Genomic DNA, 13,416 nt, shown 5'->3' on the forward strand with positions numbered 1-13,416 from the left:
TCATAAAAGTAATTTTTACCGATATTTCAATTTGTTAAATATCTCTTAAGCCGAGTTCAGGTTAAATAATAACAGTAATCAGATTTGATGAATTTCGATTTTCATTACGACGCCTATTTTTAAATCACCGATAATGTCACGATAAGTTTTACATTTACTATTTGATTTTTAACGGTTTATTTTTATTTTTGTTCAGTAGTATAAAAATTATATTCTTGCAGAATAAAAGGTGCTACATTCTGCAAATCACGATACTTTCATCGATTATCACGAACTCAAAATCCGTCCTACATCAACTGAAAAAATCCTAAAGACTGCGTATCGCGATAATAACTTTGGTCTAATTTTTTTAAGGAATATCAAACGTGTATAAAACACTTATTGTAGTGGATGATGAATACGTTGCATTGGATAAAGATCGCAGCGATGTGATCAGTTTTGAAAAGTATTTACGTGAGTACCCAAAACTAAATGAGCCGAAAACACGTATTATTAATTTATGTGACACTGAACAATACTTAAGCAAAGGTTACTATTGCTCACTATTGGCAGAGGCGCGCAACCATATTGTGTTACCTAGCGTAAAAACTATTAATGGTTTACGTAATTTAGCGCATGATAGCGATAACTTTGCGGTGTTATCACATTTAACTATTGGTCTTAATACGGTTACTAATAAACATGTGTTTTTTGGTAAAAGTGATAGCAGTGAGTTAGATAAATTAACAGCAAAAATTTTTGCATTATACCCAGCCCCGTTATTAAACTTATCGGTGCAACAGCTTAATGGTCAAGCAAATATTACCATTACCCGTATGTCATTTTGTGATCTTGATGAAACGAAAAAGCAGTGCTTTTTAACACAACTTGAAGGCTTTAATAAAACCTTATGGCGAATTAATAACAGTCGTAAAAACTATCGTTGGGATATGGCTATATTAGTCGACCATCAAGATAAAGTGCCGCCAAGTAATAAAGAAGCTATTTCACGTTTTGTAAAAGCCGCGGCTAAGTTTGGTATTAACGCCAACGTGGTAAGTATTGATCAAATTGATAATATCGCTCATTACGATGCTTTATTTATTCGAGAAACCACTGCGATAGATCACCATACTTATCGTTTAGCACGAAAAGCGGAAGATTTAGGGTTAGTTGTAATAGACGACTCAACCTCTATTTTACGCTGTTGTAATAAGGTGTATTTACACGATGCTTTTAATTATAAAAAGGTACGTAGTTTAAAAACTGAAGTGGTGAACAACCAAAGTGTAGAAACCATTACAGCACTAGAGCAAGCGTTTACTTACCCTGTGGTATTGAAATTGCCTGAAGGATCTTTCTCTAATGGCGTATTTAAAGCGAAAAATAGGGAAGAGCTGTCAGCTAAATTAGACGAGCTATTAAAAGTGAGTGCATTGGTATTAGTACAAGAATACTTATATACCGAGTTTGATTGGCGCATTGGCGTATTAAACGGTAGAGCTATTTATGCTTGTAAATATTTAATGGCGCGCGGACATTGGCAAATTTATAACCATAGCGCTAAACGATTTTTCTCAGGTGATTTTGAAACGCTGCCAACGTTTGAAGTGCCTAAATATGTTTTAGATTCAGCATTACGCGCAGCAAGTGTCGTTGGCACAGGGCTTTATGGCGTAGATATTAAGGCTGTTGATAATAAAGCCTATGTACTTGAAGTAAATGATAACCCGAGCATAGATTACAAAGTTGAAGATGCCTACCTAAAAGATGAATTATACATGCAAGTTATGGCAGAGTTTAATCGTCGCTTAGAAGAGCGTGGTCGATAATAATGACTAACACACGGGGCGATGTGCATTACCGTATCGCACAAAGTAGCGATTTAAATGCTTTAGTCGCTCTAGAGAATAACTGTTTCGAGCAAGATAAATTAAGTAAGCGTAGTTTACAGCATTGGATCAAAGCGCATCACGGTATTTTATTAATCGCCGAGCGTTATATTGACGCTAGCTCTGAGCTTCAACAGCTTATTGGTTATGGCTTAGTTTGGTGTCATAAAGGTACGCGTTTAGCACGTTTATATTCTTTAGCGGTAGCGCCAGCGTGTCGAGGGCAGCATATTGCCAGCGGTCTTTTAGCGCAACTTGAACAAGAAACGCTAATACGTAACCATTATTTTTTACGCTTAGAAGTGGCTAAAAACAATGGCGCAGCCATTAAGTTATACCAGGGTTTAGGTTATCGTGTTTTTGGTGAATACAGTGATTATTATGAAGATCACAGTGATGCTTATCGTATGCAAAAACAGCTATTACGAAAAACACCATCAGATTTTCAAACCATAACACCTTGGTACCAACAAACCACTGAGTTTACCTGTGGTCCAGCCTCATTAATGATGGCAATGCACAGTTTACATGCTCCAATAGTGATGACGCAGCGTTTAGAGTTAGACTTGTGGCGTGAAGCAACCAGCATTTTTATGACCTCAGGTCATGGTGGTTGTCATCCTGTTGGCTTAGGTAATGCTGCTAAAAAGCGAGGTTTTGACGCTAAAGTTTTTATTAACCAGCAAACACCTTTATTTGTCGATGGAGTAAGAGCCCCTCATAAAAAGCACATTATGCAAAGTGTCCATAAACAATTTATTGAAGACGCTCAAGCGCTGGCGGTTGATGTGAGGTTTGATGATATTAATCAGCACCAACTGGCGAAACTACTTAGTGATGGCTATGCGGTTATTTTATTAATTAGCACCTACCGCTTAGATGGAAAAAAAGCACCGCACTGGGTTACCGTGACCGGTTTTGATGAATTATGCTTTTATGTTAACGATCCAGACTTAGACGATAAACAGCAGCTACCTATTGATTGCCAATATTTACCAATATCACGTGATGACTTCGACAAAATGTCTATGTTTGGCGGTGGAAAACTACGTACTGCAGTGGCAATTAAACGATCGTAAAAGCAAAACATTACCATCGTTTACATGGCAGCAGCTATTCAATTTATAGCCGTTTATTTACCCCCATATTTACGTTACAATGCGCGACTATTTGCGTTTTGTCGCTTGCCGTATTTTTTGCGTGGTAATTTAAGTCAGTCAATGGCGTTATTAAATTAGCGTTGGCCACGCGCTAGCAACAATCGCTAACATGCCATAACTATTAGGAATGTTAGCGGATATTTTTTCAAAACGTCTATGTAATAAATTGATATAATTACAATAATTTAAAGTATTCAGAAGGCTTATGTTCGAAACTAACCCAGTATTAAGTAAGTTAAAAGAAATTCGCGAACGTGCAAACCTGCTTAGGGGGTACCTTTGACTACGATGTTAAAGCCGAGCGCTTAATTGAAGTTACCCGCGAATTAGAATTACCCGATGTTTGGAATGAACCAGAAAGAGCGCAAGCGCTAGGAAAAGAGCGTAGCGCGCTTGAAGAAGTCGTAAAAACTATTGTTGAGCTTGAAACAGGCTGTGAAGATATTGAAGGCTTAGTGGAACTTGCTGTTGAAGAATCTGATCAAGATACTTTTGACGATGCAACAGCTGAAGCCGAAGCGCTTGATGCCATTTTGGAAAAATTAGAGTTTCGTCGTATGTTTTCTGGTGAGCAAGACGCCAACAACTGTTATTTAGATATTCAATCAGGATCAGGCGGTACCGAAGCGCAAGACTGGGCAGAAATGCTGATGCGTATGTATTTACGCTGGGGTGAAGCACATGGTTATAAAACCGAAGCCATTGAAGTTACTGATGGCGATGTTGCTGGCATTAAAGGTTGTACGATAAAATACACCGGTGAATTTGCTTATGGCTGGTTACGTACTGAAACAGGGGTTCACCGTTTGGTTCGTAAATCACCGTTTGACTCATCTGGTCGTCGTCATACCTCATTTGCTTCCGCGTTTATTTACCCTGAAATAGATGACAATATTGATATTGACATTAACCCAGCTGATTTACGTACCGATACTTTCCGTGCTTCAGGTGCTGGTGGTCAGCATGTTAACAAAACAGACTCAGCAATTCGTATTACCCATATTCCAACGGGCGCTGTGGTTGCTTGTCAGGCTGACAGATCACAACATAAAAACCGCGCGACTGCGATGAAGTTGCTTAAAGCCAAGCTCTATGAAATGGAAATACAAAAGCAAAACGAAGGCAAGCAAGAATTAGAAGATGGAAAATCAGATATTGGTTGGGGCAGCCAAATTCGCTCTTACGTACTTGATGATAGCCGTATTAAAGATTTAAGAACGGGTGTTGAAAACAGAAACACTCAAGCCGTACTTGACGGTGATTTAGATAAATTTATTGAAGCGAGTTTAAAGTCTGGCTTGTAAAATTACTGAATTACCTTTGAACTTATTGAACAAATTACAGATAACTTTGGAAATAAAATGACAGATAAAGCCAATAAAACCAGCCAAGAAAATAATGCATCCGCAGCGCAAGATGAAAACAAGCTAATTGCTGAGCGCCGCGTAAAACTTGAGAAAATTCGCTCAAACTCTACGGCGAATGGTTTTCCTAATGATTTCAATCGCGAACATTTAGCGGCAGACATTCAAGCGGAACATGGTGAAAAAACCAAAGAAGAGCTTGAAACACTGCAACTCACTTATGCTATTGCTGGTCGTATTATGGCTAAACGTGGACCATTTTTAGTAATTCAAGACTCATCGGGTCGTATTCAAGGTTACGCTGAAAAAACCGTACAAAAAGAAATTCGTGAAAAGTGGGGCTCGTTAGATATTGGCGATATCGTTGGTATTAAAGGTATTTTACATAAGTCAGGTAAAGGCGACCTTTACGTTAATATGGACGAATATTCATTACTAACTAAATCACTGCGTCCGTTACCAGAAAAATTCCACGGCTTGTCTGATCAAGAAATGAAGTATCGTCAGCGTTACGTTGATTTAATTATCAATGAAGACACGCGTAACACCTTTAAAATCCGTTCAAAAATTGTTGCGGGTATTCGTAACTTTTTAACACAACGTGATTTTATGGAAGTTGAAACGCCAATGTTGCAAATCATTCCTGGTGGCGCAACCGCTAAGCCATTTATGACGCACCACAACACCTTTGATCTTGATATGTATTTACGTATTGCGCCTGAACTAAACCTAAAGCGTTTAGTGGTAGGTGGTTTTGATCGTGTATTTGAAATCAACCGAAGCTTTCGTAACGAAGGTATTTCAACACGCCATAACCCAGAATTCACTATGATTGAATTCTACCAAGCCTATGCTGATTATCATGACTTAATGAACACTACCGAAGAAATGTTACGTACTATTGCCCAAGACGTATTAGGTACTACCACTATTCGTAATACCGTTAAAAATAGCGATGGTGAAGTTGTAGAAGAAAAATTCTATGACTTAGGTAAGCCGTTTGCACGTTTATCAATGGTTGATGCTATTTTACAATACGGTAAAGATCATCGTGGCGCTGCAAGCTTTGATGAAGCGGCATTACGTGATCCAGAAAACAACTTTGATGCAATTAAAGCCATGGCAAAAGCGGTTGGCGTAAAAGAAAGTGATGCATCTAAGGTATGGGGTCCGGGTAAATACATCTGTGAAATTTTTGAAGAAGTGGCAGAGCATTTACTAGACCAACCAACGTTCATTACAGAATATCCATGGGAAGTTTCACCACTTGCGCGTCGTAACGATGAAAACCCATTCATTACTGACCGTTTTGAATTCTTTGTTGGTGGCCGTGAATTAGCGAATGGTTTCTCTGAGCTTAATGATGCAGAAGACCAAGCTGAGCGTTTTCAAAAACAAGTAACCGAAAAAGATGCGGGTGATGATGAAGCCATGCATTACGATGCAGATTACATCAACGCACTTGAATACGGTTTACCACCAACTGCAGGTGAAGGTATTGGTATTGACCGTTTAGTGATGCTATTTACTGATTCACCAAGTATTAAAGACGTTATTTTATTCCCGCACATGCGACCTGAAGCTGAATAAATCGTTTAGAAAGGGGGTTTAGTTACCCTGAACTTTCTTTCTCAAGCGACACGTAATAAAAAGCCAAACATATGTTTGGCTTTTTAGTTTTAGAAAAGTGCCTTAAAGGTTTTAATTATTTTAGGTGCTTATCAAAAAATGCCAACATCTCCGTTAATGTTTGAATACGATGCTTTTGTACACTAAAAATTGAATTAGTTATAAGTTCAAAAGTAGGACTTTACTTAAACTAACCATTTAGTACGCTAAGATGATGTTAACTACTGGTTATTCTTTAGGTCAAGTAATAGCCAATAGCTGACATTAGTTTTGAGTTACTAGCGGCAACTCAAAGTCAAAAGCAGACCTAATTTTTCATTAAGCCTGCTTTTATAACCTCCGTTGTTACTTACCTAGACGGAAAGCGGGGATAGATTTAAATTTTAACTAAATTTAAATCCCTCACTTTTCTATCAAGCATTCCGCTATAACGTGTTAATACAAGTGCAACTAAAACAACAATTGCGCCTACCCAAGGTGTATTCATTAAGCCATGTTCAGCAACAATATTGCCTCCTCCCCATGCACCAATTGCAATACCAACATTAAAAGCGGCGATATTTAACCCTGATGCTACATCTACGGCATCTGGCGTGTGCGTTTCGGCTAACTTAACTACGTATACCTGTAAGCCGGGTACGTTTCCAAAAGCAAATGCTCCCCAAACCAAAATAGTAACCACAGCTGTAATTGGGTTGTAAGCGGTAAAGCTCAGCATAAATAATATGCCTGCAAGACCTGCAAAAATGATTGTTAAGGCTTTAATTGGGCCATAATTATCAGCCATTTTACCGCCCCAGATATTGCCGACAGCAACTGACACACCATAAACTAAAAGTATCAAAGCAACAGAACTTGAATCAAAACCACTCACTTCATTTAGAATCGGGGTTAAGTAAGTAAATGCGATGAAAGTTCCACCGTAACCAATAGCCGTAATGGCATAAACTAATAGTAATCGAGGATGAGTTAATACTTTTAACTGTGCTGTAATCTTAGTCGGCTTAGCTTGTTTTAAATTATTAGGCACTAATATCGCACTACCAATCATGGCTAATAAACCTAAAATAGATACGGTTAAAAAAGTCGCTTCCCAACCAAAAACTTGACCGATATAAGTGCCTAGAGGAACTCCTGTGACTAAAGCTACCGTTAATCCTGTAAACATAATGGCAATAGCACTTGCGCCCTTTTCTTTAGGCACTAAACCTGTCGCAATAGTCGAGCCTATTGAAAAGAAAACACCATGTGCTAACCCTGTTAGAATTCGGGCTATTATCAGCGCTTCAAAACTTGGTGCTTGCCAAGCCACTAAGTTGCCAATAACAAACAAGCCCATAACCGATAGCAACACATGTTTTCTGTTCCATCTACTGGTTAGCGCTGTTAACACAGGTGCGCCAATAGCTACGCCTAAAGCATAAAGACTTACCAATAAACCCGCTGACGGTATTGATACATTAAGGTCTTGTGCCATTGTTGGCAATAACCCAACAATTACGAATTCTGTTGTTCCTATAGCAAAGGCGCTAAGCGCTAATGCTATCAATGCGAGTGGCATGATGATCTCCAAATAAGTTTATTTAATAGATATAAAGTAAGGCGTTAAATTAAATCGCTTCCTTTATTTGTTGACGCCATTATTAACTGATAAACTTTTGTGATAAACAATACTATTTGCAAATTACTTTTGTAATAAACGAGGTTAATTTGAGTTTAAAAACACGATCTGATGACTTAGAGCTTTTATTAGCTGTCATTGAATTTGGTGGCTTCTCTGCCGCAGCTGATGCACTTAATATTCAAGTAGCTCGCATATCCCGCTCAGTGACTAAAATTGAAAAAGCACTTAACACAGCTATTTTAATTAGAACAACTAGGCGAGTGATGCTGACAGATGAAGGGAAAAAATTTATCGATGCGGTGAGCATAGGTTTACAACAAATCCAAAGTGCGGAATCAGACCTTATTGTTAAAGGGAAAGTACCACAAGGTAAATTGCGTGTCGATGCTGTGAGTCCTTTTATATTTCACCAATTAACACCCCATATGAGTGCGTTTACTAAGGCTTACCCTGAAATAGAGGTTGAACTGAACTCTAACGAAGGGATCGTTGATTTAATTGAAAAACGCACTGATGTAGCAATAAGAATTGGCAAACTAGAAGATTCAACTCTACATGCTAGCGCCTTAGGAAAAAGCCCGCTTTTTATTGTCGCATCACCTGAATATATTGCACAAAATGGTTTACCAAAAACGCCTGATGACCTTAAAAGTCATAAATTAATCGGTTTCTCAAATATCAAATCACTCAACCAATGGCCTGTAAAAGGCTTGAATAACGTAAATCCGACTATGACAGCGAGTAATGGAGAAACCATTCGCCAGCTAGCTTTATCTGGAAGCGGTATCACTTGTTTATCTGGTTTTATGGTTAATACCGATATTGCATCAGGTCGGCTAATATCGCTTCTGGAGCCATATAGGCTATTTGGTACTGATCGTGAGTTAGTAAATGCTGTTTACTATAAATCTTCAGTGGTTGCAGAAAGGGTTACTGCATTTATTGAATTTATTAGGCCGAGATTAACATTGTAATGACTGATGTTTATGTCAGCCTTGCCGGATAACTTTTTGTTAGATAAAAAATGCTAATGTCCGGTTTCGTATCTAAGTGAATATAAAATAGGATGATTTCAATCGATTGTATGACCCTTATTTCATCTCTGAGGGAAGACTATTGGCTAACTTTTGTTTGGCTTTAACCTCCATCTCTTTAACAGAGCAAGCATCACATAATATATTGACATCTTTTGCTAATAATTGATTAGACGTTGCTAATAGAAGCGTAGTTAAACCAATACCAGTTAGAACATTTATTTTTTTCAATATGTTTCCTTGAGCTTTATTGAATCACCAAATGATAGCCTGAGTAGTTACAATAGGAACAGTAAAAATAATGCTAGCAGTAGGCGTTCAGAAAGATAAAGCCTCGTGTAAAGCGCCATAAAAAAAGCGATACACGAGGCTTTATTATAACTTGAGCTAGGTTAATGCTAATGCAGCTCGCATAGTATTTTGCTCGCTAATTAATATTGATAATTCAACGTTAGCTTAAAGTTTCGACCAACTTCATTATCGTTGTACTTTTCATTACCCCAGTACATACCAAAACTATTATGATCTTGATAAGCTTTATCAAAGATATTATCGACACCAAATTGCACCGATAATCCCGCGACTTCTACTGGGCTATAATTTAACCAAGCATTACTTACACCGTAGCCAGCTTTTAATACATTGTCATGCACTAGGTCACCTTGGCGGTTGAAATAAGTATCGGTTAACTCTGCATTATCAGCTAAAAATGTATCCCAACCGATAACTAAACTATCACCTAGGGCATAATCAAAACTTAAATTTACACGTTGTGTGCCAGCAGTTAAAGCGTCGGTTACATAGCTTTGGTAATCTTTATCTCCTGTGTTGTAGCTATACTTTATAGAAGCATTTAAGCCCTGATATGAGAGGCTAACACCAGCTTCCATACCTTGCATTTCTAAATCGTGGGTTTTATTTAAGCTAGTATTTTTAGTTGGGTGATAAAAGTGATCAATATTATATTGATAGACATTGGCAAAAATATTAAAGGAATCAATATTTGTTAATGATTGTAGATCATAAAGTACATTGAATTCGTAATGGTTACCTGTTTCTGGTTCAACATCAGGCGACTCTTCCATACCTTCTTGAATCATTAGAGTTTCAGGTAAACCAGGACCTTTAAAAATACGACCGTATGACAAGCCTAATTTTAAATCATCATTAGCCTGCCAATTAGCGATAAACTTAGGCGACGCTTCGCTAAAACTAGTATCGTAGGTTCCACCTAAACTGTAGTCATCGTAACGCAGTCCTGGGATAAGTTGTACACTACCGAAATTAAGCTCAGCTTGTACATAACCACTCATTAAGGTTGCGGTCGGGCCGTCTTCAAAAGAAATATGCTCGCTAAATTGGCTACCATCGCTTAGCGTATAATGAGCTAACCCTTTTGCTGAAATACTCTGTTCAGATTTAAAACTCTCAATACCATAGGTCCATGCGATATCTGAAATGATTGAAGTATTACGAATATTTAAACCTGATGTTTTATAATGGTACATGCGCTTAGGAGTCGTAGATGTTCCGTCTTTGTGCCATTTACCTTGCGAGTCTCGGTACCAATTATCACCTGTTGCTCCTTCACGCTCCATTTGCTTATCGTTGTAATAAACATTAATGTTTAAATCGAGTAGTGGATTTTCACTTACGTTATAATAATTTAGTGTATAAGTATCGCGGATATAACCGTTATAGCCTAAGTGCTCTTCTAATGTTTTTGCACCGGGCTTTTCACCTGAAAAGTTACGATTACCACCGTCATCATAGCGCTGAGCACTAAAATCAAACTGTTGTGTTTCATCAAAGTCGTAAACGACTTTAATCAAACCACTTGTCAATTCACTATGCTTACTAACAATAGGGTCATTATCTGGTGTTTCTATATCACCAGACTCATTCATATTAGCCATGGCTAACAGACTTAATTTCTCGGTTGCTCTGCCGTATAACGCAAGGTTAAGCTGTCTAAATTCAGTTGCTGTATCTGCGCTAGCTCCAGCGGTAAAACCAAACTTTTGCTCAGGTAATAATAAATCAGCAGGGTCTTTAGTTTCATACTTAATTGCACCTACATTGGCGCCATAACCGCTTAGCACTGATGATGCGCCAAGCAGAACCTCTACGCGTTTAAGCATATTAGTATCAACCATTTGGTTACCTGAGTGGTGAAACAGCTGACCATCTTGGCGAGCGCCATCAATAGTCACATTGGCAGAATGTTCTTCAACGCCACGCACATACACTTTTTGACTATATCTAACGCCATTGGCAACACTTACACCAGCAACTTTTTTTAAGGCACTTTTTATATCGTTAGCTTGAATGTTTTCGAGATCTTTCGCGCTAACTTCGGTGTTAGTACTTATTGCATCATCTGTAACTTTAGTTTCAGCTAAACGTTGTGCTTCAGCCGCTAAGGTTTGAGCGCTTAGAAATGAAGCGATAACAAAAGATAAATATTTTTTTTTCATGTTGTTCCTACAAAAATATATCCCATAACAGGAGTAGGTAAAAAAGAAACTAGATCCTAAATGATAATGATTATCATGTAAAGTCGTATTTAGGGCTTTAACTCTAAATAAAGTTCATTGATAAAAAATATAAATAACAACTTGTTAAGGGAGAAAGCGCTAATGGAACAGGTTTAATATGTTAATAACTTGTAAGTGATACTTTGTTTAAAGCGCTGTACACAGAGTGATACACAGTGCTTTTTACTTTTTTTAACAGTTAAAGCTATTTTTCTTGAGCGTAATTGCGTAAATTAGTGCGCTAATAAAAGTATGGTCACTTAAAACAGTAACCATGATAAAAATAGCCTTGTACTTGAGACCTTATTATAAAAATAACTCAATAAGTTATAGGCAATAAAACGCAAAAAATGGGGAAGTAAATGGGTGTTTCAAGAGGCGGCTTTAGCTCGCGATTAGGCTTTATTATGGCCGCTGCAGGCTCTGCGGTAGGGTTAGGTAATATTTGGGGCTTTCCAACTCAAACTGCTAGTAATGGTGGTGCCGCATTTGTATTGGTTTATTTAGTGTTAGCATTTTGTTTAGCTTACCCAGCATTTATGGCGGAGTTACTTATTGGTCGTTACGGTCAAGCTAACGCGGTGACCTCAATGCAAAAAATAGCGCGCAATACTAGAGAAAAACGTTTTGGTTTTGTCGTCGGTTTTGGCGGAATTATTTGTGCGGCACTTATTTTAAGTTTTTATGGCATTATTGCTGGTTGGATGATTTCCTATGCGGTAGAGCCTCTGGCTTTGTTAGCTGGTTTTAACGAATCGGCGAATTGGCTCACCAATCATTCATTGACACGTAATATTCTTTTCACAACATGCTTTATGGCGTTAACCATTTTTATTATTCGTCGTGGTGTTGAACAGGGGATCGAAAAGTGGTCGAAACGTTTAATGCCAATGCTCATTGGTTTGTTGATTTTATTAATTATTTACGTTTTCACTTTAGATGGTTCTAGAGCAGGCTTTGAAGCCTATTTAAACCCCGATATTTCTCGAGTATTAGAGCCTGATTTATTAATTAGTGCCTTAGGGCAGGCATTTTTTTCATTATCACTGGGCACGAGTGTCATGATTATTTATGGCTCTTATATCGCGAAAAAAGAGAATTTAGTCACGTTAGGGGCACAAGTAACACTTATTGATGTGTCTATAGCCTTTTTAGCAGGCTTACTGATTATTCCTGCAATGTATGTTGCTCAAGCTCAAGGCGTTGCTATATTCGCTGAAGATGGTAGCTTAATATCAGGCTCTAACTTAGTGTTTACGGTACTACCCGCGTTATTTTCAGGTATGGGCTATGTGGGATTGTTTGTCGCTTTTGGCTTCTTTGTTTTAATGTCGATAGCTGCATTAACCTCTAGTATTTCAATGCTTGAAGGGCCTGTATCATTTGCTGTTGAGCGCCATGATATACCGCGTGAAAAAGCAACTACTATGATTGGGCTAGGTATTTTACTTTTAAGTACGATCATTGTTGTTAACTTAGATTGGATGTTAGATTTTGTTGCGATTTTATCAACACAATACGGCCAGCCAATTATTGCTATGTTATGTTGTATTTTTGCTGGCTGGGTTTGGCAGCGTAGCGGTATTCTCGCTGAAATAAAGCAAGGTAATGCGGAAGTAGAGCACAGTGTTTTTTGGAAAATTTGGCCTTGGTACACTAAGTTTGTTTGCCCTACGGCAATTGCATTAGTATTTTGGCACTCGTTAGCAAGTTAAATGTAGTCTAATTAAGCCTTAACTTTAAAAAAGCAAGTGACTAAGCACTTGCTTTTTGCTTATTAGGGAATAGAAAAACGATTATTGTATTTAGTCACTCGCTACATTGCTATTTATATTACTAGCTACACTGTTATCGACATCGACATTCGTATTTACATCCATAAAGTGCCCATAAAATACTTTCGCAGTTACCAAGGCCTCGATTGGTTTTGCACTGGGGTAATTTGACCATTTCGCTTTAGATTGGGCGACAGCGGCTTCATCTTTCCATACTAAATACCAACATAACTGTGTTGGGTTATCAGTTTTTCGTAATATTTGATGTGAAATTAATAACTCTTGCTCAGCATTCATCTCTTTAAATAACGATAAACTTAATGAAATTATTTTTGCTTGATTGGCTGGCGGCACATCAAATACTGCTAATTCATTACAGTAGGGCATAGTTTTTCTCGTTTTTGATTAGTTAACCTGAGCTC

Annotated in this window: 10 protein-coding genes; 6 read left to right on the top strand and 4 right to left on the bottom strand. The window is 37.9% G+C overall.

What is annotated here, in order from left to right:
• The first annotated feature begins 365 nt into the window (after positions 1-365).
• The 4 genes from KO495_RS02260 (at position 366) to lysS (ending at position 5,985) form a co-directional block, all read left to right on the top strand.
• On the top strand, positions 366-1,811 hold the full coding sequence (locus tag KO495_RS02260; protein ID WP_215978782.1) for a RimK family protein: 1,446 nt from the start codon (positions 366-368) through the stop codon (positions 1,809-1,811).
• A gap of 2 nt (positions 1,812-1,813) precedes the next feature.
• Positions 1,814-2,950 carry a GNAT family N-acetyltransferase/peptidase C39 family protein gene (locus tag KO495_RS02265; protein ID WP_215978783.1) on the top strand — a complete coding sequence of 379 codons (1,137 nt, stop codon included), beginning with the start codon at positions 1,814-1,816 and terminating at the stop codon, positions 2,948-2,950.
• A gap of 286 nt (positions 2,951-3,236) precedes the next feature.
• Positions 3,237-4,335, top strand: a protein-coding gene (gene prfB, locus KO495_RS02270) for a peptide chain release factor 2 (protein ID WP_215978784.1) whose coding sequence is annotated in 2 segments (ribosomal slippage) — positions 3,237-3,311 and positions 3,313-4,335 — 1,098 coding nt in all. Because the reading frame shifts where the segments join, the coding sequence is not laid out codon by codon here.
• Positions 4,336-4,392: 57 nt separating this feature from the next.
• A complete protein-coding gene (gene lysS / locus KO495_RS02275; RefSeq protein ID WP_215978785.1) occupies positions 4,393-5,985 on the top strand; it encodes a lysine--tRNA ligase in 1,593 nt (530 codons plus the stop codon).
• A 415-nt stretch (positions 5,986-6,400) separates the two neighbouring features.
• Here the strand turns inward: lysS and KO495_RS02280 are convergent, their stop codons facing one another.
• On the bottom strand, positions 6,401-7,585 hold the full coding sequence (locus KO495_RS02280) for an MFS transporter (RefSeq protein WP_215978786.1): 1,185 nt from the start codon (positions 7,583-7,585) through the stop codon (positions 6,401-6,403).
• A gap of 149 nt (positions 7,586-7,734) precedes the next feature.
• Between KO495_RS02280 and KO495_RS02285 the strand changes: the two genes are divergently transcribed.
• Positions 7,735-8,622 carry a LysR family transcriptional regulator gene (locus KO495_RS02285; protein ID WP_215978787.1) on the top strand — a complete coding sequence of 296 codons (888 nt, stop codon included), beginning with the start codon at positions 7,735-7,737 and terminating at the stop codon, positions 8,620-8,622.
• 117 nt (positions 8,623-8,739) lie between these two features.
• Here the strand turns inward: KO495_RS02285 and KO495_RS02290 are convergent, their stop codons facing one another.
• Both KO495_RS02290 and KO495_RS02295 read right to left on the bottom strand, forming a co-directional pair.
• Positions 8,740-8,913, bottom strand: coding sequence for a hypothetical protein (locus tag KO495_RS02290; protein WP_215978788.1), 174 nt, complete (start codon positions 8,911-8,913; stop codon positions 8,740-8,742).
• 200 nt (positions 8,914-9,113) lie between these two features.
• On the bottom strand, positions 9,114-11,159 hold the full coding sequence (locus tag KO495_RS02295; RefSeq protein ID WP_215978789.1) for a TonB-dependent receptor: 2,046 nt from the start codon (positions 11,157-11,159) through the stop codon (positions 9,114-9,116).
• 422 nt (positions 11,160-11,581) lie between these two features.
• Between KO495_RS02295 and KO495_RS02300 the strand changes: the two genes are divergently transcribed.
• Positions 11,582-12,934, top strand: a complete 1,353-nt coding sequence (locus KO495_RS02300; RefSeq protein ID WP_215978790.1) for a sodium-dependent transporter — start codon at positions 11,582-11,584, stop codon at positions 12,932-12,934.
• A gap of 90 nt (positions 12,935-13,024) precedes the next feature.
• On the opposite strand, the gene KO495_RS02305 is transcribed toward KO495_RS02300, so the two are convergent.
• Positions 13,025-13,381, bottom strand: coding sequence for a hypothetical protein (locus KO495_RS02305; protein ID WP_215978791.1), 357 nt, complete (start codon positions 13,379-13,381; stop codon positions 13,025-13,027).
• Positions 13,382-13,416 lie beyond the last annotated feature (35 nt).

It is taken from the genome of Colwellia sp. D2M02 (genome assembly GCF_018860755.1).
Taxonomy (GTDB): Bacteria; Pseudomonadota; Gammaproteobacteria; order Enterobacterales; family Alteromonadaceae; genus Colwellia; species Colwellia asteriadis.